This is a genomic window from Acidisoma sp. S159, assembly GCF_009766125.1.
Classification (GTDB): domain Bacteria; phylum Pseudomonadota; class Alphaproteobacteria; order Acetobacterales; family Acetobacteraceae; genus Acidisoma.
Genome location: NZ_LMUG01000059.1, coordinates 541,542 through 563,981, shown reverse-complemented (window position 1 = coordinate 563,981; position 22,440 = coordinate 541,542). Strand labels below are relative to the sequence as shown.

At 61.8% G+C, this 22,440-nt stretch carries 21 protein-coding genes; 3 read left to right on the top strand and 18 right to left on the bottom strand.

From position 1 onward, the window contains the following. Positions 1–50: 50 nt before the first annotated feature. From GSQ92_RS19400 to GSQ92_RS19340, 13 genes are all read right to left on the bottom strand, one after another. Positions 51–1,304: an acyl-CoA dehydrogenase family protein gene (locus GSQ92_RS19400; protein ID WP_159013855.1), complete on the bottom strand. Its 1,254-nt coding sequence runs from the start codon at positions 1,302–1,304 to the stop codon at positions 51–53. A 24-nt stretch (positions 1,305–1,328) separates the two neighbouring features. Further along, complete coding sequence (locus tag GSQ92_RS19395; RefSeq protein ID WP_254066646.1) at positions 1,329–2,354, bottom strand: phosphotransferase family protein; 1,026 nt, start codon at positions 2,352–2,354, stop codon at positions 1,329–1,331. After that, positions 2,351–3,130 carry an SDR family NAD(P)-dependent oxidoreductase gene (locus GSQ92_RS19390; protein WP_158804660.1) on the bottom strand — a complete coding sequence of 260 codons (780 nt, stop codon included), beginning with the start codon at positions 3,128–3,130 and terminating at the stop codon, positions 2,351–2,353. The genes GSQ92_RS19395 and GSQ92_RS19390 overlap by 4 nt, the downstream gene beginning before the upstream one ends. Further along, positions 3,127–3,777 (bottom strand): 3-oxoacid CoA-transferase subunit B, encoded by a 651-nt coding sequence (locus GSQ92_RS19385; protein WP_159013854.1) that lies wholly within the window; start codon positions 3,775–3,777, stop codon positions 3,127–3,129. The genes GSQ92_RS19390 and GSQ92_RS19385 overlap by 4 nt, the downstream gene beginning before the upstream one ends. Continuing rightward, positions 3,777–4,496, bottom strand: a complete 720-nt coding sequence (locus GSQ92_RS19380; protein ID WP_158804661.1) for a CoA transferase subunit A — start codon at positions 4,494–4,496, stop codon at positions 3,777–3,779. Before GSQ92_RS19380 ends, GSQ92_RS19385 begins: the two co-directional genes overlap by 1 nt. A 54-nt stretch (positions 4,497–4,550) precedes the next feature. Next, positions 4,551–5,462 carry an alpha/beta hydrolase gene (locus GSQ92_RS19375; RefSeq protein ID WP_158804662.1) on the bottom strand — a complete coding sequence of 304 codons (912 nt, stop codon included), beginning with the start codon at positions 5,460–5,462 and terminating at the stop codon, positions 4,551–4,553. Between the two features lie 68 nt (positions 5,463–5,530). Further along, complete coding sequence (locus tag GSQ92_RS19370) at positions 5,531–7,525, bottom strand: pyruvate dehydrogenase complex E1 component subunit beta (RefSeq protein ID WP_158804663.1); 1,995 nt, start codon at positions 7,523–7,525, stop codon at positions 5,531–5,533. Positions 7,526–7,556: 31 nt separating this feature from the next. Next, on the bottom strand, positions 7,557–8,330 hold the full coding sequence (locus tag GSQ92_RS19365) for an SDR family NAD(P)-dependent oxidoreductase (protein WP_158804664.1): 774 nt from the start codon (positions 8,328–8,330) through the stop codon (positions 7,557–7,559). Beyond that, positions 8,327–9,115, bottom strand: coding sequence for a glucose 1-dehydrogenase (locus GSQ92_RS19360; protein ID WP_158804665.1), 789 nt, complete (start codon positions 9,113–9,115; stop codon positions 8,327–8,329). Before GSQ92_RS19360 ends, GSQ92_RS19365 begins: the two co-directional genes overlap by 4 nt. Positions 9,116–9,137: 22 nt before the next feature. After that, complete coding sequence (locus GSQ92_RS19355) at positions 9,138–10,127, bottom strand: ABC transporter permease (RefSeq protein ID WP_158804666.1); 990 nt, start codon at positions 10,125–10,127, stop codon at positions 9,138–9,140. Further along, positions 10,124–11,116 carry an ABC transporter permease gene (locus tag GSQ92_RS19350; RefSeq protein ID WP_158804667.1) on the bottom strand — a complete coding sequence of 331 codons (993 nt, stop codon included), beginning with the start codon at positions 11,114–11,116 and terminating at the stop codon, positions 10,124–10,126. Before GSQ92_RS19350 ends, GSQ92_RS19355 begins: the two co-directional genes overlap by 4 nt. Beyond that, entirely contained in the window at positions 11,109–12,596 is a 1,488-nt protein-coding gene (locus tag GSQ92_RS19345) for a sugar ABC transporter ATP-binding protein (protein WP_159013852.1), read from the bottom strand. The genes GSQ92_RS19350 and GSQ92_RS19345 overlap by 8 nt, the downstream gene beginning before the upstream one ends. Before the next feature lie 99 nt (positions 12,597–12,695). Continuing rightward, positions 12,696–13,814 carry a sugar ABC transporter substrate-binding protein gene (locus GSQ92_RS19340; RefSeq protein ID WP_158804669.1) on the bottom strand — a complete coding sequence of 373 codons (1,119 nt, stop codon included), beginning with the start codon at positions 13,812–13,814 and terminating at the stop codon, positions 12,696–12,698. 233 nt (positions 13,815–14,047) lie between these two features. Here GSQ92_RS19340 and GSQ92_RS19335 point away from each other — a divergent pair, with 233 nt between their 5' ends. Further along, entirely contained in the window at positions 14,048–15,085 is a 1,038-nt protein-coding gene (locus GSQ92_RS19335) for a LacI family DNA-binding transcriptional regulator (RefSeq protein WP_158804670.1), read from the top strand. Positions 15,086–15,091: 6 nt separating this feature from the next. Here GSQ92_RS19335 and prpB read toward each other — a convergent pair whose 3' ends face one another. The 4 genes from prpB to GSQ92_RS19315 are packed head-to-tail and all read right to left on the bottom strand — an operon-like array spanning position 15,092 to position 19,417. Further along, positions 15,092–16,012, bottom strand: coding sequence for a methylisocitrate lyase (gene prpB, locus GSQ92_RS19330; RefSeq protein ID WP_158804671.1), 921 nt, complete (start codon positions 16,010–16,012; stop codon positions 15,092–15,094). Next, on the bottom strand, positions 16,009–17,169 hold the full coding sequence (gene prpC / locus GSQ92_RS19325) for a 2-methylcitrate synthase (RefSeq protein ID WP_158804672.1): 1,161 nt from the start codon (positions 17,167–17,169) through the stop codon (positions 16,009–16,011). Before prpC ends, prpB begins: the two co-directional genes overlap by 4 nt. A 14-nt stretch (positions 17,170–17,183) precedes the next feature. Continuing rightward, positions 17,184–18,698: an MmgE/PrpD family protein gene (locus GSQ92_RS19320; protein WP_159013851.1), complete on the bottom strand. Its 1,515-nt coding sequence runs from the start codon at positions 18,696–18,698 to the stop codon at positions 17,184–17,186. Next, positions 18,695–19,417, bottom strand: a complete 723-nt coding sequence (locus tag GSQ92_RS19315; RefSeq protein ID WP_216850380.1) for a GntR family transcriptional regulator — start codon at positions 19,415–19,417, stop codon at positions 18,695–18,697. Before GSQ92_RS19315 ends, GSQ92_RS19320 begins: the two co-directional genes overlap by 4 nt. A 197-nt stretch (positions 19,418–19,614) precedes the next feature. Here GSQ92_RS19315 and GSQ92_RS19310 point away from each other — a divergent pair, with 197 nt between their 5' ends. Both GSQ92_RS19310 and GSQ92_RS19305 read left to right on the top strand, forming a co-directional pair. Further along, positions 19,615–20,502: an MBL fold metallo-hydrolase gene (locus GSQ92_RS19310; protein ID WP_254066645.1), complete on the top strand. Its 888-nt coding sequence runs from the start codon at positions 19,615–19,617 to the stop codon at positions 20,500–20,502. A gap of 45 nt (positions 20,503–20,547) precedes the next feature. Next, on the top strand, positions 20,548–21,327 hold the full coding sequence (locus tag GSQ92_RS19305; protein ID WP_159013850.1) for a cyclase family protein: 780 nt from the start codon (positions 20,548–20,550) through the stop codon (positions 21,325–21,327). Between the two features lie 52 nt (positions 21,328–21,379). Here GSQ92_RS19305 and GSQ92_RS19300 read toward each other — a convergent pair whose 3' ends face one another. Beyond that, complete coding sequence (locus tag GSQ92_RS19300; RefSeq protein ID WP_174247826.1) at positions 21,380–22,438, bottom strand: enoyl-CoA hydratase/isomerase family protein; 1,059 nt, start codon at positions 22,436–22,438, stop codon at positions 21,380–21,382. Between the last annotated feature and the right edge of the window lie 2 nt (positions 22,439–22,440).

The window sequence follows — 22,440 nt, the reverse complement described above, 5'->3', positions numbered from 1 at the left end:
TTCCTTCCGGTCAACAGGCTGCTTGTTAGGAGCAATGAGCGACGTTGCTCTCACCGTGACGGCGCCGTGAAATACAGCGCGTGCCGATCCGGCTGCGCCTTGGCCTTGGCGACCTCGTCACGAGACACGACGCGCAGATGCACCTCGTCGGGTCCATCCAACAGTCGAAGCGCGCGGCCCCAGCTCCAAAGATAGGCCAGTGGCGTATCATTGGAGAGACCCATAGCGCCAAAAATCTGCATTGCGCGATCCAATACGCGAACCTGCAGTCGAGCCGCGACGATCTTGATCGCCGAGACATCCACGCGCGCCGATTGGTTTCCTTCGGTATCCATCCGCCACGCCGCACGCAGACACAGAAGCCGCGCCTGGTCGATCTCGATACGGGACAGCGCGATCTCGTCCTGGTTATTGGCGAAATCAGCGAGAGCACGGCCGAAGACGCGTCGCTGCAACGCCCGCACACACATGAGTTCCAGAGCCAACTCGCACTGCCCGATGGTTCGCATGCAGTGATGGATCCGCCCCGGCCCCAGCCGTGCCTGCGCTATGGCAAAGCCCGCATGCTCCTCGCCGAGAAGGTTTCCGGCTGGCACCCGCACATTGTCGAAGGAGACCTCGCAGTGACCCTCGATCGCGTGATGATTCATGATGGGCACGTTGCGAATGATGCGGAAACCCAGCGCATCCATCGGAACGATGATAAAGGAATGCCGCCGGTGGCGCGGCGCATCCGCCTCGAAGTTCGACACACCCATCACGAGCAGGAACGCGGCTTTCGGATGGAGTGCGCCGGTGTTGAACCACTTCCGCCCATTGATGACATATTCCGCTCCGTCTTGCCGGATCTCGGTCTGCAAATTCGTCGGATCCGACGAAGCAACATCAGGTTCCGTGATCGAGACGACCGAGCGAATGTCGCCCGCCAACAAAGGGTCGAGCCATTGCTTCCGCTGCTCCACCGTCGCGAAGAGGTGCAGGATTTCCATATTGCCGGTATCGGGCGCATTGCAGTTGAACACCTCGGGCGCCCATGGCAAGCGCCCCATCAACTCGGCCAGCGGCGCATATTCGAGGTTGGTGAGCCGCGTGCCCGGCTCGTCCTCGCGCAGTCCAGGCAAGAACAGATTCCACAGCCCTTCCGCCTTGGCAGCGGCTTTCAAAGGCTCGATGACTTCGAGCGGATAAGTTCCAGCTTCAATCAGCTCGGTCACGCGCCGATGTTCGGGCAGTACGCGCGTCTCCAAGAAGTCGGACAGGCGGGTGCGGAGATCCTCGACGCGCGATGAATAGGCGAAATCCATGGCGAGGCTCCGAGAGTTCGATGATCAGGCACTTTTGGTGGTATCGAGGGCACGGCGCGCGAAGTGACGGCCCAAATGGCTCACTGCGGCCGCATTGTCGCCCGCCGCATTGCCCGCCTGTGCCCGATCGGCAATCCCTACGAAAATGACAGCGAAGCGAAATAGCGCGAAGGCCAGATGGAAGCTGCCGAAGCCCTCGACCGGCTTGGCACGGGCAAAATAACGCGCGACGAACTCGGCTTCCGTCGGAATTCCCAGTGCCTCACGATCGAGGCCGAGAATGCCCGCATATTCATCCGGCGCTGTGTGCCAAGGCATGCAGCAAAAGCCAAGATCCGCCAGTGGATGACCGAGTGTCGAAAGCTCCCAATCGAGAATTCCGACAACACGCGGCTCGGTCGGATGGATGATGAGATTGCCGAGTCTGAAATCGCCATGAGCGATCGCGATGGCGCCGTCATCCGGTGGCAGATGCGCAGGCAGCCAAGTGACCAGAGCATCAAGCTCCGGGATGTCCTTCGTCGGCGACTCCGCCCATTGTCGCGACCACCGAGCGATTTGTCGCTCGAAGTAATTTCCAGGGCGGCCGTAATCGCCCAACCCGATCGCGGCAGGCTCGACGGCATGCAATTTCGCCAGAGTTTCCGCCATGCTCAGGTAGATCGCACGCCGCTCGTCAGGCGAGAGGCCGGGTAGCGCGCAGTCGTGAAATACCCGGCCGTCGAGCCGTTCCATGAGGTAGAAAGGCGTATCGAGCACATCCGGCGTCTCGTGATACAGCACCATACGCGGCACCGGCACATCCGTGTCGGCAAGCGCCGCCATCACGCGATACTCGCGATCGATCGCGTGAGCGGAAGGCAAAGTCGGACCCGCGGGGCGTTTGCGCAGCACCATCCGGCGGTCCGGAAAACTTACGAAATAAGTCGGGTTGGATTGTCCGCCGCTGATCCGCTCCACTGCCATCGAGCCGCTCAATCCGAGCCTTTCCGCCAGGAAACCTCGCAGCCGCTCGACATCAAGCCCCAGTGTTTCATCTGGTCCGGTCACAGCGAACTCACCAGATGGCCGCCGTCAACTGCGATCGTCGAACCCGTCATGTAGCGCGATGCGTCGCTCGCCAGCAGCAGCAATGGCCCGTCCAGATCCTCCAGAGCCCCCAGTCGGCGTTGGGGAATGCGAGCGATCATCGCCTTCCCCGCATCGCTTCCGAAAAAGTCGCGATTGAGATCAGTCGAGATATAGCCGGGCGCCAGCGCATTCACGCGAATGCCGAAACGCGCAAGCTCCAAACCCATCGCTTGGGTCAGATGCACCAGCCCAGCCTTGGAAACCGCATAGGCCGAAACATGACCGGCGACCCGAAAGCCGAGGATTGAGGCGACATTCACGATTACCCCTTCCCGCCTCCCAGCCTTCGCGCTGCGTCCAAAGGCTCGCGACACCAGCCACGCGCCCTTGAGGTTGGTATCCAGCGTGCGATCCCAATCCTCCTCGTCGAGATCGAGTGACGAACCCGAAAGCGCAATGCCTGAGTTGTTGATAAGGATTGAGATCGGTCCAAATGCTTGCTCAGCTTGCGCGAAGGCGCTCCCCACCGAACCAGCATCGGAAACATCCATTACGGTCGCCGCGGCGCTGAATCCGGTGGCCTCCAATTCCGCGACAGCCTCCCACAACACCTCCGCTCGTCGCGCGGCCAGCACGACATTGGCGCCGGCTCGCGCCAATACTCCCGCGAAATGCCGCCCAAGTCCGGCGGAAGCACCGGTGACCAGCGCGGTTTTACCCGCGAGGCCGAACAGCGCTCCCTCATCCTGGCTCATTGGCCACCCAGCGACGTCGTGAACGCCGCCTCGGTCTTCGCTTGCACCTCATCGAGGCCGACGCCAGGCGCGAGTTCGATGAGATCAAGCGCGCCGCCACGCTTCCGAAAGCGAAACACCGCCAAATCCGTGATAACCAGATCGACGACATGAGTGCCCGTCAGCGGCAAGGTGCAGCGCTTCACCAGCTTGGGCGCGCCGGATTTCTCGACGTGATCCATCAGGATCGTGACGCGCTTGACGCCAGCCACGAGATCCATGGCGCCGCCCATGCCCTTCACCATCTTGCCCGGCACCATCCAATTCGCAAGGTCTCCCGTCTCCGACACCTGCATCGCGCCGAGAATCGAAAGGTCCATGTGCCCACCACGAATCATCGCGAAGCTATCGGCGCTCGACACGTAGCTCGTCATAGGAATTTCTGTGACAGTCTGCTTGCCGGCGTTGATGACATCGGCATCGACCTCATCCTCGTAGGGAAATGGGCCTATTCCCAGCATGCCATTCTCGCTTTGCAGCGTGACTGTCAGACCGGGCGCGATCCAGTTGGCGACGAGTGTCGGAATCCCGATGCCGAGATTGACATAGAACCCGTCATGGATTTCGCCCGCGGCGCGATGCGCCATCTCATCCCGGGTCCATGCCATCAGACAACCTCCAGACGCGCGCGAAGTCGGGTGGTCACACGTTCGATCCGCTTCTTGTAGTTCTGCCCCTCGATGATGCGATCGACGTAGATCCCCGGCGTATGGATATGGTCAGGATCCAATTCGCCCGGCCGCACCATATGCTCGACCTCCGCGATCGTCACGGTGCCCGCAGTCGCCATCATCGGGTTGAAATTGCGCGCGGTCTTCCGATAAACGAGGTTCCCTTCCGGATCGCCCTTCCAGGCCTTTACAATCGAAAGATCCGCGACAAGCCCGGTCTCCATCACATAATCCTCGCCCTTGAAGCGCCGGATTTCCTTGCCTTCCGCCACGATCGTGCCCACCCCGGTCTTGGTGAAGAAAGCGGGAATGCCGGCGCCCCCCGCGCGGATCCGCTCGGCGAGCGTGCCTTGCGGATTGAACTCCAACTCCAGGCGTCCGGCGAGGTAGAGCTGCTCGAATAATTTGTTTTCGCCGACATAGGAGCTGATCATTCTATCGATCTGCCCGCTGGCCAGCAGCAAGCCCAAGCCAAAATCATCGACACCGCAATTATTCGAGATGAAGGTCAACCCACGCACGCCACTGTCCCGGATCGCCTCGATCAGCTTCTCTGGGATTCCACAGAGTCCGAAACCTCCAGCCATCATGGTCATGCCGTCGCGCAATAATCCGCCGAGCGCCGCCGCCGCATCGGGATAACGCTTCTGCCGCATATCACGCGTCCTTCTGAGGTTCGGACGCCGGCTGCCCAGCGGCCGAAGCCAAGGTCATAGCGTCTCGACGAACCAATCGGTCGCCATCCTAGCAGCCTTCTCGACCTTGGACTGATCGGAATATAGCGTCATATGGGATGTATGTGGGATCACATGGAGCTTCTTCCGCACGCTCGGAATTGCATTGAAGGCGCCGATCTCCAGATCCCACAGGGTTAGGTCATCACCCTCCGCCACGATCATCAGCGTTGGCGTGTTGTAGATACGCTTCACAAACGGCCCGACGTCATAGTTCATCAGCAAGTCCACGGACTCGACCGTGCTCTTGTTCTGATACAGCGGCGCTTCCTTCTCCTTGATCGCCATGAAGGTGCGGACGGTTTCTGGGAAGGGCCACGACGAAACCTCGGTGTCTGAGGTTTCCGTCGCATGTGGCATGTAAAGACGTTCGCCGGGTTTCTCGAAGCGCAGCCGACGGTCATCGAGGATCATTGCCCAGAGGCGGCGGAATTCCATGGTTCCATGGGCGCGGCGCATATTCTCGTAGCCATCGATCACCGGGATCTGGCTGACGATCGTCTTCACACGCGGATCGGTGGCGGCCAGGATCAAAGCGTGTCCACCGGAGTAGGAAATACCCCAGACTCCGAGCCGATCCGGATCTACGGACTCGTGTCGTTCGAGAAAAGAAAGCGCATTCTGGTAGTCGCGAATCTGTGCCCACGGGTCGAGGTGTTGCCGATTGTCACCCTCGCTGTCGCCAAGGTTGCGATAGTCGAAAACCATCGCGTTGATTCCGGCTTTCGCGAAGGCTTGTGCATAGGTCGGCATGACAATGCTGCGCACGTAGCACCAGCCACCCGCCAAAACCACAGTCGGCTTGCGACCGCCGCCATCCGCCTTGTACAGCCAGGCGCGACAAGTCGTGCCTTCGGAATTAAATTCTACATCCAGTCTCTCGACCATGTCGCTTTCTCCAGCTTATTCGTCTTCGATTGCATTCGGTAGCCACACGCCTTGGCGCCGAAGTCGCCTCAGCCCGTCTTCACGTAGCAAGCACGTTTCACCGCCTCCACGATATCTTTTGCATTTGGGATCAAAAGCCGCTCGAGGTCAGCGTTGTACGGCATTGGAATGCCGCGCATGCCAACCCTCTCGACCGGCGCATCCAGATCGTCGAAGGCTTCTTCCATGATCATTGCCGCGATTTCCGCGCCAAAACCGTAGGTCTTCCAGGCTTCATGGACGACCACGCAACGGTTCGTTTTCCGCACCGAGGTCAAGATCGTCGCGGTGTCCAATGGACGAATGCTTCGCGGGTCAATCACCTCAGCCTCGATGCCATCACGCGCAAGTTCCCGCGCCGCGCTCAAAGCCGCGTCAACCATCGCCATAGTGGCAACGATGGTCACGTCCTTGCCGGCGCGTTTAACGGCCGCTTTGCCGATCGGTATGATATACGTCTCCTCCGGCACCGGACCCTTGCTGTTCGTATAGAGCATCTTGTGCTCAAGGAAGATCACCGGGTTGTCGTCCCGTATCGCCGCCGCCAGCAGCCCCTTCGCATCATAAGGGTCGGATGGCGCGAGCACGACTAGCCCCGGCACATGCGCGAACCATACTTCCAGAGACTGCGAATGCTGCGCGCCCAGACGAATGCCGCCGCCTTGCGGCCCTCGCACAACTAGCGGAACCGGAACATCGCCCCCCAGCATGAAGCGCAGCTTCGCCGCCTGATTGACGATCCCGTCCATCATATGCGTCACGAAGTCGAAGAACTGCACCTCGACAATCGGCCTCAGCCCCGTGAGTGCCGCACCCACCGCGGCATTGATGAGCACGTTTTCGGAGATCGGCGTATCGCGCACGCGGTTTTCACCGTGAGTCGTCTGCAATTCCTTCGAGCAGCTGAAGAGACCGCCGATCTTCCCGACATCCTCGCCGATCAGAACCACGCGCGGATCACGCGCCAATTCCTGATCCATCGCCTCCCGGATGGCCTCGACATAGAAAAGCTGCCGATCGCCCTTTTCCGGCTCAATCGCCGTCGCGTGCGGCGAGGACACCGCACCGGCCAGAATAGCCTCCGTCGGTTCCCGCGCAGCCGTTGCCACATTGATGGCCGTGACGATCTCGCCGTCCGCCTCCGCCCGCAACGCGGCGAGCCGATCATCCCCAACCTGCCGATCGGAGAGCACGACGCCTAACCGTTCGATTGCATCGCCATTTTCGCGCGCGCCCTGTTCTTCCTCTTCGGGCCGATAGCGCGGCAAATTCGAGCGCATCGAATGATCGCCCCAGCGATAGGTCATCGCCTCGATGAGGCTTGGCCCCTCCCCCGCTCGCGCCCGGGCAACGGCTTTCGCGACAGTCGCTTCCACTGCCAGAACGTCGTTGCCGTCGATCGTTTCGCCCGGAATTCCATAGCCCGCCGCGCGCGAGGATATACGCGGCATCGCGGAAGCCTGCGCGACGCCAAGCGACAAACCGTAGCGATTATTCTCGCAGAGAAAGACCACCGGCAGCCGCCACAATGCCGCGAGATTCAGTGACTCGTGGAACAGCCCCTCATTCGAGGCGCCATCACCGAAGAAGGCGATGCACACCTGGCCCGTCCGCAAAACCTGAGACGCCAAACCGGCACCAACGCCGATACCCAGGCCCGCGCCAACAATGCCATTCGCTCCGAGCACGCCACGATCCAGCGCCGCGATATGCATCGAGCCGCCCAACCCGTGTCCATAACCGGTTTCTCGCCCCAGCAACTCGGCCATCATGCGCGTGGTATCGGCGCCTTTGGCGATGCAGTGACCATGACCGCGATGATGCGTCACGATCGTATCGTGCTCCTCCAGTGCGGCGCAGGCACCGACGGCGATCGCCTCCTGGCCGACGCAAGAATGCGCCGTGCCTTTCACGATACCCTTCTTGAACAATTCGATCGTGCGTTCCTCGAAGAGCCGGATGCGCCAGAGATCGCGATATCGCGTCTCCAGCTCAGCGGTTGCAGGCGGCGTCTGCTCCAGCATGATGACCTCTTGCTTTCGGTCCGTCACCCTCTCAGGTGAACAGGACGCCGCCGTTGACATCGATCGTGGCACCCGTGAGGTAGGCTCCATCGGGCCCGGCCAAAAAGGCGATGGCCGCCGCGATTTCCGCGGGTTCCGCCGCGCGGCGAAGCGGGATCTTGTCCCACTCCGTCTTCTTCATCGACTCGAAGCTCACACCGCGGTTGTCGGCTTCCTCCTGCAACGCCGCGAAATGCATCCGGGTTGCGACATTGCCGGGTGCCACGGAGTTGACACGAATATTGTCGTCCGCGAGTTCGGCGGCCGCGCTTTGAGTCAGCGAGATCAGCCCCGCCTTTGACGCGCAATAGGCGGCGAACAGCCCGTGACCGCTGCGGCCAAACCAGCTCGAGACCGTGACAATCGCGCCCCCCCCAGACTCCTTGAGGGGCGGCACGAAACGCTGGATCATCAGTACATTCGCGCGCAGGTTCACGTTCATCACGCGGTCCCACTCGTTCATGTCGAGCGTCGTGATCGGCCCGACCTCCTGCAACACACCAGCGATCAGTCCGAGAAACTTGAGCGGCTGTCCGATTTCGCGCAGTGCGTTTTCGATCGGATCGAGGTTCTCGGCTTTGGTGATGTCAGCGACGGCGCCGACAACTCGACCTTCTGCCGAAGCATCCACCTCGGCCGCAACCTGATGCACAACATCGGCCGTATCGACGAGAACCAGAGACCAGCCGTCCCGCGCGAAGCGCTCGGCGACCGCGCGCCCGACGCCGCCCGCAGCGCCGGTAAGAATTGCAACCCGCGCGCTCATTGCAGGACCATCCCGCCATCGATGACGAGCACTTGGCCAGTCATATAGTCCGATTGCTCAGACCAGAGAAATTTCACGGTTCCGACCACATCCTTCGGATCGGCTACACGGCCGAGCAGGATTTGGCTGGCGAGCGAACTCATCGCTTCGCCAGGTGCGGCACTTGCGCCCATGGCATAAAGATCCTTGTCGAGTTGTTCCCAAAGTGGCGTCGCCACAACACCCGGCGCGAAGGCATTCACTGTGATGCCTTTCGGCGCCAGCGCGCGAGCAGCCGCTTGCGTCAGGCTAATCACCGCCGCCTTGCTGACCGAATAAGCCGCGAAGTCCGGAAATCCGGTGCGGCCGGCGATCGAGGCGGTATTGATGATCTTGCCTTTGATCCCATCGGCGATCATCGCCTTACCCGCCTCCTGGATGCCGACAAGAACGCCAAGGGAGTTGACTTCCAGTATGGCGCGCCAAGTCTTTTCGGTGATTTCCAGAAACGGTTCCGGCTTGTTGAAGCCGGCATTGTTAATCATGACATTGAGGCTGCCGAAGCGAAGCCTGCAAGCCTCGATTGCCGCCTTGATGGTCGCCCGGTCGGTGACATCGACCTTGACGAAAATCGCCTCAGTGGCACCGGCTTCTGTCAAAGCTCGCGCCGTCGCCTCGCCTGTCGTCGGATCAAGATCCGCGATGACAACGCCGTAGCCGTCCGCCACCAAGCCTTCCGCGATCTGTCTTCCGATGCCGCGTGCGGCACCTGTGACGACAGCTCCGCCTTTCGTTTTGGCGCTCATTCGATCCTCCCCCAAAGCCTGTTCATATCCGCACGGGTCCAGCGAGCACGCGCCAACTATTTGCGAATGGCAGACCACTCCGACGCGCGAGCGCGTAGTCGACCAGCAGCATTGCGAGCAAGACCCCGCCAGTCGCGATGCTCTCGACCGAACTCTGCACGCCCTCCAGCGCCACGGCCGCCGCGATGATGCGAACAATAAGCGCGCCGAGCAGCACATTGATGATATTGCCCCGCCCGCCTTCCAGCGAAACTCCGCCAACCACGGCCGCGGTCACGCCGTCGAGCAATAGGCTATCCATGCCGGTGCCCGACGCCGAACCCGACCGAAGCGACGCCAAAATGCCCGCTGTCCCCGCGAGCAAAGCCGAACCGGCGAAAGCCGCCACATAGACCCGCGTTGTGTTGACGCCCGAACCTCTCGCCCGCTCCACGTTTCCGCCAACCGCATACATCGACAATCCCAGCCGGGTGCCGCGCATTGCGAGACCGAGGGCGATGATGATGACAAGACCGATGACACCAAGCAGCGACGTCGGCCCGATGCGCGCGACCAGCCCGTCGGAAACCCAGAACAGATCGTCGGAAAGGATTGCAGGCGCCTGCGGCACCAGAACCAGCGCCAGCCCGCGCAGACCGATCAGCATGCACACCGTCAGAACAAGGGAACTCACGCCGGTTCGGGCGATAATCCAGCCGATCACGCCGCCATAGACACCAGCCGCCGCGAGCGCCGCGACAATACCTAGCAGCAACGAATTTTGACCCGCCAGCAAGGCAATAATGCCGGAAACCGCAGCGACCGATGCCACGGCGATATCGAGCTGCCCCACCACCATGGTCAGCATGAGACCGGCCGCGACAAGTCCGATAAGCCCGACATTTTCGGTGATAGAAGCGAGCGTCGCGGTAGTTGCGAATCCGTCGATCAAGATCGAACCGGCAACCAGCAACACGATACTGAGAATAATGCGGAGCCACAGGCCGCGGTCGATCCGGGCGAGCGCGCTCATCGGCCCCGCCCCTTCATGACCGTCATCGTGAGGAGAACAGCGGCCGCCAGAGCGCCCTTCAGCAGCAGCCGTACACCCGCGTCAAGTCCCAGCAGAAGCATGACGTTCGACAACATAGTGAGGATCAAGGCCCCAACACCAGCTCGCCAAAGCTGTCCCTCGCCGCCCTGGATAGCGATGCCGCCGACCAGGATAGCCGCCACAACGTCGATGGTGAGACCGTCGAACATATTGCTGCTCGCCTGCGACACCTGGCCGACAACCAGGATCGCGACCAGAGCGGAGCCCATCGCCGCCAGAACATAGGCGATGACGACCAGTTTTCGAACCGGGATGCCGATGAGTTCAGCCGCTTTCGGATTGGCACCGGTCAGCACCAGCTGCCGTCCCAATCGCGTGCGCGACAGAAACAGCGTGCCGATCACCAAGAGAACCAGGAAGACGATGGCCTGATTGGGGACACCCCAGCTCGTGCCACCGCCGAGCCACGCGACAGGATTCTGTCGAAGTGTGATCGTGCGGTTGTCCGACAGCAACACCACGCTGCCGTACAATGCCGAACCAAAAGCCAGCGTCGCGACGATTGGGTTGAGACCGCGCGACACGAGATAGCCCTGCACAGCACCAAGCAGGATGGCCGCAACAAGAGTCACCGCTATCGCCGCCGTCAGAGATTGCCCGACCATGAGCATCGCCGTGAAGACATAGGCGAGCGTTACGGCTTGCTGCTCGATCGCGAGGCTCACGAATTTCCCAACGATCGTGATAGCTGCGGCGCCGATGGCCGCGATGCCGGTAATCGCGGAAGCCTGCACGACCGCGATAAGATTCGGCCCGCTCACAAAGCCCGGCACCGATGCCGCCGCGAGCACGAAAATCACGACGATCGGCGCGATAGGGGCGATTGTCTGCATCCAGCCGCCCCAGCGCCCAGACACACCTGGCGTCTCGCCATCCACAACTATCGGGGTGCCCGCGCCTTCAGCCATGTTGGCTGCCATGGGTGATCCAGGTCGCGAGGCCGTCCCGGGTCAGGGAAGCCGTCGGCAGAGTCGTCACGTGCCGGCGATTGTGGAAGATCGCGACACGTTCACCAAAGCCGAGGACCTCATCGAGATCCGTGCTGGCAAAGAGAACGGAAAGACCCTGGTCGGCCAAATCACGGATCAGGCGATAGACCTCGGCGCGTGCACCGACATCGACGCCGCGCGTTGGCTCCTCGACCAGCAGGAGTCGCGGATCGCTCGACAACCATTTGCCGATAGATACCTTCTGCGCATTTCCACCGGAGAGCGCACGCACGGCCCGCCCGCGATAATTGGGCGAGATTGTCATCCGATCTGCAACCCTGTCGATGCCGCGACGAAGACGCTTCGCATTTGCCACGCCCCACAACCCCGATGCCGCCAAGGCTGGTGCGCTGAGGCTTTCCCAAACAGGGCGGTCAGGGAAGAAGCCATCAAGTTGCCGATCTTCGGAGCAATAGGCCACGCCTGCCGCGCAACGCTCGAAGTGATTGCGGGGCGCGTACGGCTTGCCGAATAGCCGCATATCGCCCGAGGCCACCGTTGCCATCCCCGCAGCCGCACGCAGCGGCTCGACGAATCCGCTGCCAATCTGGCCGGAAGTCGCGACAATCTCTCCCGGCCGAATCTCAAGATCGATGGGCCCGTGCAACGCGGACGGCTGGAGCCCGGAAAGAACCAGAGACGACTCAGCCGATGAGATCGCGTTTTCAGCGACCGGCGGATAGAGCTCGTCGAGTTCACGGCCGATCATAGCGTGGATTACGCGGCCGATGCTGGCCTCCGAAGTAGCGAAGCTGTCTGCGAGACGGCCGTTTCGCAGCACAATTCCGTGCTCGCAGATTTCATCCAATTCATTGAGGCGATGGGTGATGTAGAGCACCACCTTGCCTTCCGCCGCGAGCCGCCGGACCGCCTGGTGCACCAAAGCAATGTCGCGATCACCTAGCGCGGCCGTCGGCTCGTCAAGCACCAAAACCTGCGCGTCCTGCGCCAAAAGCCGTGCAATCTCAACGAGTTGCCGCTCCCCGACAGTCAGGCTGCCTGTTAGCCGGTTGGCGTCGACATTATTCAGGCCAAGACGATCGAGATAGCCTCGGCACTCCGCCGCTGCCTTGGCACGGCGCAGCAGGCCGAAACGGGCGGAAAGCATGAAGTTCTCGGCGACCGTCAGATTCGGAAGAACGCTGATCTCCTGTTGGACCACCGCGACACCTGATTTCTTGGCGCGGTCAGGTGTCGTCGTATCGATTGGGCGTCCATCCAGGAAAATCCCGCCGTTGGTGGGAACGACGAGGCCGGACAGGATCTTGACCAGCGTCGATTTACCCGCGCCGTTCTCGCCGAGCAATGCTGTGACCATTCCGCGCTCGGCCGAGAAGCTGACGCTCGAAAGCGCCGCCACGGCACCGTAGCTTTTGGAAAGATCACGTATTTCGAGCATGCACTGCAACCACGCTGCATAATCCCGGAAACAGCGCACATCTTGCCATGCGCTGTTTCTCTCTAAGCCGTCAAAGATGCCTGACGCCGCACAGGAGCCTCAATAGACGCAGTGATCGGCGAAGCTCTGGCCCCAAAGCTTGAAATCGGAGAGAACTGCCGGCGCTCTCGCGGCATCCGTGCCAACAACGACGGGCGGATTGGGGATGATATTCACCTGGCTAGGCGCCTCCGTGAAGTCGGGGCGGGAGTCAGGCGTCGCCGGCGCTATATACTGCCCGGGAACAATCGTATTGCCGTGGGCGAAATACCGCGCGACCACATTCACCGCGAACCAGCCCTCAAGTCCCGCCGCCTGCACGCCCGTCGCGAATTCCTTGGCGGATTTGATCGCTGAGATATCCGCGATACAGGTCGCGCTGACAAGATAGACGTCCTTCCCAGGCTTCAGCCCCGCCTCCTCGAGCGCCTGCACGGCGCCCGTGACCGGGCCATCCGACATGCCATAGACGAAGTTGATACCCTTAGCACGAATGCGCGGAATGAGCTGGCTCATCGCCTTGTATCCGCTCGTATTGTCGAAGCCGGCATATTCGGTCGCGATGACGTTGAAAGGTTTGTCCTTAGTCGCGTCCAGAAAGCCGCGTTCTCGATCATCGCCCGCAGCATAACCAGGGATGAACTTCAGAATAACGATATTGCCGCCAGCGCCGGAAAGCTTACCGCCCGCCGCCACGTAAGCATCGCGTGCCGCCTCGGCATTCTTGCCGGCAACCTGTCCGTTGAAGAAATCGTCGACACCGGCATAGGCTTTGACGAGCTTTTTGGCGGAAGGCTGGACCGCCTGATTGGCCTGAAACACCGGCACGCCAGTACGGCTCAGCCGCCGCAGCGTCGCGAGCCCGGCACGATCATCGGCTGGCCACCAGATATAGGCGGCGGGTTGATGCGGTAGCGAAATCCTCTGCTGGGTCTGCGCATCCTGCTCGGTCTGATCGAAATTATTCTCGATCACCGTGAGCTTGTAATTGTCTTCCTTGGCGCTCTTTTCCGCACCGCGAATCCACTGCGCCAAATAGGCATTGCTGCGGCTGGGCATGAGAACCACGATCTCCTTGCCACTGCCATCCAACTTCGCATACGCAGCATTTGCCGAGCGGCCAAGGCCGATGCCGATGGCCAAGACGCCCAGTGCAGCCAAATATTTTGCTCGTGTCATTGGACCGCTCGTCCCCGTATTTTTTTGAAGGCTAAGCCCGTCACGCCGCTCATGTCAATCGATTGCACAACTCCTCGAAATTGTGCTTAGGTCGATTCGATTCCCGAGTCCGCAAGATCATTTCTGCCACTACAAGTCTGAATTCGAGATTGGCTCATGCTGTAGAAGATGCTTCCGAAACTGGAAACTGAGCAGAGGTGATGCCACCATTTCAGGCAAAGACGATCGTGAGAATGCGGAAGCCGGTAAAGCGCATCAACATGCGCGAACTCGCCGCGAACCTCGGCGTCGATCGCGCCACGATCTCGCGCGCCCTGAGCAGCGACAAGGCGCATCTCGTCTCATCCTCAACACGTGAGAGAATTCGCGCGGCCGCCACCCTCGCCGGCTACCGCCCCGATCTGATGGCCGCCACGCTGCGGCGCGGCCGTTCCAATACGGTCGGCATCATGGTCTCGGACATGATGAATGAGGTGCTTATCCGAGTCGTGCGGGAGATCGTCGCGGATCTCAACCGTGATCATCTCAAGGGACCGGGACTCACGCCGCTGATCGCCGAAACCGGTGACGGTTCCGACGGCGTCGGGCATCTTCTTCGCACATTCCTCAGCCAGCGAGTCGATGCGATCATCTCCTTGACCTCTACCGAGGGCGACGCCGAAGCACTCGAGGAGGCGGCGGCGGAGGTTCCCGTGGTGCTAGCGGTGCGCGGCATCACAGCGATCGATCTTCCCTCCGCCACCTGCGATGATGAAGCGGGCGGGGCGTTGGTGGCGGAGCATTTCGCCACGCATCACCATCGTGTGATCTGTCAGATCCAAGGGCCGCAGACGGTCGCGACCTTCAAAAACCGCGCGGCCGGATTCAGCCGCCTATGCCGGGAAGCCGGCATGCGGGAAATTCCGCAAGGCTTGAGCACCGCGGCTGCGGTATCGTCCGAAGGCCGGCTGGCCGCTGACGCCATCCTCGCATCAAGCACCCGGCCGACCGCGGTCTTCGCGCATAATGACGGACTGGCACTCGGCTTCATCGAAGCGATGCGCAACCATGGCCTCGCCTATCCGGACGACTTCGCCATCGTCGGCTTCAACAACACCGAAATCTCGCGCGTGCTCGCGCGGCCCCTGACGACGGTCGAGTATCCCGTGGCCCAGGTCAGCCGCCACGCGGCGGCGCTGGTGCGCGCTCTGGTCGGCAATAGGGACTTCGCCTGGGAGTCTCAGGTTTTCGCACCGATGCTGATTGATCGCGGCACCGGGCGGAAATGCTGACACCTCTCAAACCTGCGGCATCGCCTCCGGCGCCACGGATTGCACGATCGAGGCATCTAAAGCCTCAAACTCGTTAAGGCCGATGAGCTCGTAAAGCTCAGTGCGGGTCTGCATCGAATCAACCACCTTATGCGTGCCTCCGTCGCGCTTGATCGCCGCATAGAGCTGCGCCTGAGCCTTATTGGCGATCCGCAAACTGCTCACCGGCCAGATCACCATGCGATAGCCCATTTCCTCAAACTCGCTGGCCGTGAAGAATGGCGTGCGACCGAATTCGGTCATATTGGCGAGCAGCGGCACCCCCGGCATCCGCCGCGCGAATTCCTCGAACATCTCGCGTGTAGTCAGCGCCTCCGGGAAGATCGCGTCGGCGCCCGCCGCCATGTAGCGCTGCGCCCGCGCCACCGCACCATCCATGCCTTCGCTCGCCGCGGCATCCGTGCGGGCGATGATCACCAGATGGCGCCGCGCGCGTGCCGCTGCGGCGACCTTGGCCGCCATATCGTCAGCCGTCGCCAACCGTTTGTCGTTCAGGTGGCCGCATTTCTTGGGCAACAATTGGTCTTCGAGATGCACGGCACCTGCACCCGCATCTTCGAAGCACCGAACCATGTGCATGACATTCAGCGCCTCGCCATAGCCCGTATCGCCATCGACCAGCAGAGGCAATCCGGTTGAGCGCACAATCTGGCGGATGAAGAAGCCGACCTCATCCACCGTGATGATCCCGAGATCGGGCAAACCCATGGAGGCCGTCATAGCCGCTCCCGACAGGTATAGCGCCTCGAACCCCGCCGCCTTGGCCTGCAGCGCCGCCATGCCGTTATGCGCACCCGGCAAACGCAGAATGCCCGGCCGCCCGAGCAGCTCGCGGAAACGTTTGCCCGCAGGGGTGTCCGGACTCTCCGAACCGACGAGGTAGGTCACTCTGGCCCCCTTTCCGACAGCGGCACAAAGGCGCGTGGCTCCGGCCCGGTATAATTCGCCGAGGGCCGGATGATCTTGCCATCTACCCGCTGCTCCAGCACATGCGCGGCCCAGCCGGTGGTGCGCGCGATCACGAAAAGCGGCGTAAACATCGCGGTTGGCACACCCATGAGATGATAGGACACAGCGCTGTACCAATCGAGATTCGCGAACATGCGCTTGGTGTCCATCATCACCGCCTCGATACGCTCAGCAACGGAGAACATCTTGTGCGAATGCACCTCCTCCGAAAGCGAGAGCGCCACGGATTTGATGATCTCGTTGCGCGGATCGGAGATCGTATAGACGGGATGGCCGAAGCCGATCACCACCTGCTTCTCCGCGACCCTGCGGCGGATATCCGCCTCCGCCTCATCCGGGTTGGCGTAGCGCTTCTGGATTTCGAAGGCGACCTCGTTCGCGCCGCCGTGTTTCGGGCCACGCAAAGCGCCGATCGCGCCGGCAATGGCTGAGTGCAGATCCGCCCCGGTCCCGGCGATGACTCGCGCCGCGAAGGTCGAGGCGTTGAACTCGTGCTCGGCATAGAGGTTGAGCGAAGTATGCATCGCCCGCACCCAGCTATCGCGAGGCGCATGGCCATGCAGCAGGTGGAGGAAATGGCCACCGATGCTGTCATCATCGGTCTCGACCTCGATCCGGCGACCTGCCTGCGCGAAGTGATACCAATAGAGCAGCATCGATCCGAGCGACGCGATGAGCTTGTCCGCGATATCCCGTGCCGCGCTTGGGTTGTGATCCTCCGGCTCCGGCAAGACGCAGCCGAGGACCGAGACGCCGGTGCGCAACACATCCATCGGATGCGCCGCCGCCGGCAAGCTTTCCAGCGCGGAGCGAACCGCGGCTGGCAATCCGCGCATCATGCGCAGCTTCGCCTTGTAGCCGCGCAACTCGCCTTCGGTCGGCAAGCTGCCATGGATCAGCAGATAGGCGATCTCCTCGAACTCGCAGCGCTCCGCGATGTCCAGGATATCGTAGCCCCGGTAGTGCAGATCATGCCCGTTGCGGCCGACCGTGCAGAGCGCGGTATTGCCTGCGGGGACCCCCGACAGCGCGACGGACTTCTTGGCTTTCGGCGCCGGGGCCAGTGTCTCGCTCATCACTTGATCTCCTGTCATGTCCGGCACGCGAAGATGCCGGGCTGGTCGCTCATCGTCAGCCCCGCGGCGGGGAGCGCCACGTTCAGCTCTTCAAGTTCATACGCCTTGAGTTTGGGTAGAAGCTGCACCGCCTGCAGGAACCGCGCCGCCTCATCCGCATCCAGCACGCCTTCCGTCAAGATCTCGAACTTGCGAATGTAGTCCGCCCGCTGCCAGGGCGTCGCGCCCAGACTATGCGCATTCGCGACCGCCAGCTCATCCACGATCTCGCGACCGTCCCGCAGGCGGATAACCACGCGACCACCGAAAGCCTTCACGGCCGGGTCCTCGGAATGGTAGCGCCGCGTCCAGTCCGGATCCTCGATCGTGCTAATCTTGTGCCATAGACGCACGGTATCCGGTCGCTGCGCCCGCTCCGGTGCATAGGAGTTGACGTGATGCCAAGCGCCATCCTGCAAAGCCACAGCCACGATATACATGATCGAATGATCGAGGGTTTCGCGTGAGGCGGTGGGATCAAACTTCTGCGGATCGTTCGAGCCTGTGCCGATGACGTAATGCGTGTGATGGCTGGTGTGGATGACGATGCTCTCCACGTGCTCCCAATCCGTCACCTGGCGCCCCATGCGGAAAGCCAGGTCGATCAGCGCCTGGCTCTGATACTCCGCCGAGTGTTCCTTCGTGTAGGTATCGAGGATCGCGCGCTTTGCCTCGCCCGGCGCCGGCAGCGGCACGGCATATTGCGCCTTCGGACCGTCGAGCATCCAGGCGATCACGCTGTCCTCGCCTTCATAGATCGGGCTCGGCGCGCCCTCGCCGCGCATGGCGCGGTCCACCGCCTCGATCGCCAGCTTCCCGGCATGTGATGGCGCATAGGCCTTCCACGAACTGATTTCACCCTTGCGGCTTTGCCGCGTCGCGGTCGTCACGTGCAGCGCCTGCTGAACCGACTGGTAGATTTCCTCCGCGGGCAAATTGAGCAATGTGCCGATGCCAGCCGCGGCCGACGGTCCCAGATGCGCGACATGGTCGATCTTGTGCTTATGCAGGCAAATGGCCCGCACCAAATCCACCTGAATTTCGTAGCCGGTGGCGAGGCCGCGGATCAGCGAGCGTCCGTCTTTGCCGCATTGCTGCGCCACCGCCAGGATCGGCGGGATATTGTCGCCGGGGTGGCTGTATTCCGCCGCCAGAAAAGTGTCGTGATAGTCCAGCTCACGCACGGCCGTGCCATTGGCCCAGGCGGCCCATTCCGCATGCACCCGCAGCCTCGGATCGCAGCCAAACACCGTCGCCCCCCCTTGGCGCAGATGCGCGAGCGCCTGGGCACGCGCGGTCACCACCGGGTGGCGATTGATCGCGGCGATCGCCACAGCGGCATTGTCGATGATCCGGTTCACGATCATCTCGGCGACGACGGGCTCCACCTCCACCGGATCGGCGGCGACGGCGGCGATCTTCCAGGCGAGCTGATCTTCTCGTGCCAGGCGGTCTTTTTCCGGATGAACCCGAACCTCGTGAGTGATCATGCTGCGATCCCGCTTTCCATCTGTGGCGTCCGTGTTTCAGCATCGAGGCTGCCGAGAATGCCGCGCAGCGCCGCGGCGACGTGCCGGCGCATCAATCGCTCGGCGAAATCGCCGTCCCTCTCGGCCAACGCCTCGACCAATTGCTGGTGTTCCTGTAGCGCGCGGCGGGCACGCCCCGCGACCCGGCTGTGACGGCGCCGGACCATGCGGATAAGGTTGTAGTATTCGTCGCAGAGAATCTGCACCAGGGTCGCATTGCCGCTGCGCTGGATGATGAAGAAGTGGAAATCCTCATCCGCCGTGCCCTGCCGATAGACGTCATCCTCAGTCGCATTCAGGGCGGCTTCGTGCTGCCGCAGCAGATCCCGCAGGTGAGCGATGTCATCCGGCTGCATCCGCAAGGCCGCCTGCCGTGCCGCCATGCCCTCCAGCACCTCACGAATTTCATAGAGCTCGGTGATGCGAACCGGCGTTAATTCTGTGACGCGCGCGCTGAGCCTCGGCGTGCGAATGAGCAGCTTGCGCTCCTCGAGCCGGCGGATGGCTTCCCGTAAAGGCGCGCGGCTAACACCGAAACGTGAGGAAAGCGCGGATTCCTTGATCTTCGCGCCGGGCGCGAGTTCCCCACTGATGATTGCTTCACTGAGCAAATCGAAGACGCGGTGGGCCGCCGTGGCCCCATCCGCCTCGGCAGCCGGATCAGCTGGCGCAGTTGACACGGCTCGCTCCCCCGAAGCGCTTATCGCGCGGCCATGGCGTCAGGTCAATATTGTCGACCAGCGTTCCACACGCCTCACCGTCGCGATCACGACAGGTGGCAATCGCGCTGCTTTTGTCGACAAATTAATGACACGCGACGGCTTCGGATTGCCTTCCGAAGCTTTCGGGGTCACTTACCCCTGAACAGCGAGCCCAGATGGATCAGAATGGATTGGAGCCTAACCGCGAGATGACTTTCCTCAAGGAGCCTGAACCACCTCGCGGCTTCGCGCTCGATGTCTTGCCCGGCGTCAAACGTGTGGTGGCGGGTAATGCGGCAAGCATGACCTATCACGGCACCAACACCTATCTGGTCGACGACCCCGATGGTGGCCTGATCGTAATCGATCCCGGGCCCGACCTGCCCGGACATGTCGCCGCCATCGTCAAAGCCGGAGGCGGCCAGATACGCCGCATCCTTCTCAGCCACACCCATAGCGACCATGTCGGCGCCACGGCTGAGCTAAAAGCCGCAACGGGCGCGCCAACCTATGGCTGGAAGCGCAGTGCGACACCGAGCTTCGAACCGGATTTCGCGCTTGACGATGGCGACACGATTTCCGGGCTTACCGCGATCTTCACGCCGGGCCATGCAGCGGATCACCTCTGTTTCGCATGGCGCGACGGCATATTGTTCAGTGGCGATCACGTCATGGGTTGGTCCAGCAGCGTGGTCAGCCCACCGCTTGGTGATATGAAAGCTTATCTGGCGAGCCTCGAACTACTCCTGGACCGCTCCGACACGCTCTATCTTTGCGGCCATGGTCCCGCCTTGCCGAACCCCCAAGCCTATGTCCGTCTTCTCATCGCGCATCGCAGACGGCGGGAAGAGGCGATCAGCCGCGCCATCGCCGCGCGGCCCCAGACGACAGCCGAATTGGTATCGCGTCTCTACGCCAAAACCGATCCCATGCTCCGGCGCGCAGCCGAGCGAAACGTTCTCGCGCATCTCATCAAGCTCGATGCCGAGGGGAGGGTGACCCGCCAGGGAAACACCTGGCGTATAAACGCGCAGCGTGCAGAAAAGCAAAACGTTGAAGTTTGAAGTTTCTCGTTGACCTGCCACAGTTCGATTGCCCAGGAGTTCAGCATGGCCCGTCGCATTATCGACATTTCGATTCCACTCGCGAACGACATCCCGGCCGATCCGCCGATGATGATCCCGTCAATCACCTATACCGCGCACAAGGAATCGCTGCCGCAGATACTGGGCTTCTTCCCGGGCCTGCGCGGGGAAGATCTGCCGGATGGCGAGGGCTGGGCCATGGAGCAGGTGACGATTTCAACGCATAACGGCACGCATCTGGATGCGCCGTGGCACTACCACTCGACCATGAACCATGGCGAGAGGGCGATCACGATCGACGAAGTGCCGCTGGACTGGTGCTTCCAGCCCGGCGTGAAGCTCGATTTTCGCCACTTCCCTTCCGGATATGTCGCGACCGCCGCCGATGTCGAGGCAGAACTCGCGCGTATCGGCCACACCCTGAGTCCGCTCGAAATTGTTGTGGTCAACACCGCGGCAGGCCTGCGTTTCGGCGAGCCGGACTATCTCGCGAGCGGTTGTGGCGTGGGGTATGAGGCGACGATATACCTCCTCGATCGCGGGATCCGGCTCACCGGCACGGACGGTTGGAGCTGGGACGCGCCCTTCGTGCACACCGCCCGGAAATATGCCGAGACGAAAGACGCTTCATTGATCTGGGAGGGTCACAAAGCCGGACGGCACACCGGCTATTGCCACATCGAGAAGCTACACAATCTGGAGCAGCTGCCATCAACCGGTTTCCTGGTAAGTTGTTTCCCGGTGAAAATCGAACGAGCTTCCGCTGGCTGGACGAGAGCCGTCGCGATCATCGAAGAACCGTAGGTATTTGAGCGCCCGCCGCGTAAAGCGGGCAAGCTGAGATTGAAACCTCAACTCACGCTGACCCCTCGTCCAGCCACAGCGAAGGCTTCAGCGCGGCGTTGGCGAAAAACTGAGCGACCTCACCGTCGCTCATTTCTTCTAAATGGGCGGGAACCCAGTGCGGCTTGCGATCCTTATCGACAATCGCAGCCCGCACGCCCTCGACGAAATCGTGGCCACTTGTCCGGACCAACGCCATCCCGAACTCACGGTCCAGACAGGCTCTCAAACCACCACGCGCGGGCGCCGTTCGTAAGGCCTGCAACGTGATCTTGAGACTGCTCGGGGAACGCAGCGCGACAGTCGCGGCTGCCTTTCGTGCGGGCGGCTCCTCCCGTGTCGCAAGCGCCGCGACAATCGCCTCAACACTGGCTCCCGCGTAGCAGGCTTCAATCCAGCCTCGACCTGCCTCGAGAACGCCGGGCGGCGGCGCCTCGGAATGAGCCTGAATGCAGTCCTCTAGACCCACCGCACCGCAGTTCAGCAGTGCCTCCAACAAAGCGGGCAGCCGGACGGATGGCACGTAAACATCCGCAAGCCCGCACAACAAGGCGTCGGCCGCCCCGATCGCATCGCCTGTGAGTGCGATATGCATGCAGATTTCGCGCGGCGCGCGGCTCAGCAACCAGGTCGCGCCGATATCCGGGAAGAAGCCAATCCCCGTCTCCGGCATGGCAACACGCGAGCGCTCCGTGACAATGCGGTGGCTGCCGTGAGCGGACAGACCAATTCCGCCGCCCATGACAATGCCTTCCATCAGCGCCACATAAGGCTTCGGGTATTCCGCGATGCGCGCGTTGAGCTGGTACTCGTTGCGAAAGAAGCTCTCATTTGCGCCAAAATCCGCAGCGAGTGTTGCCTCATACACCTCGCGAATATCGCCACCCGCACATAAGCCACGCTCGCCCGCGCCATCGATCAGCACGAACTCCACGCCGGAATCCGTTTCCCATGCGTCGAGCGCCACACGAATATGCTCGACCATCTCCAAGGTCAGCGCATTCAAGCGGGCCGGCCGGTTGAGTGTGATCCGGCCGACACGTCCCTCGACACGGATCAGGACATCGGACACGA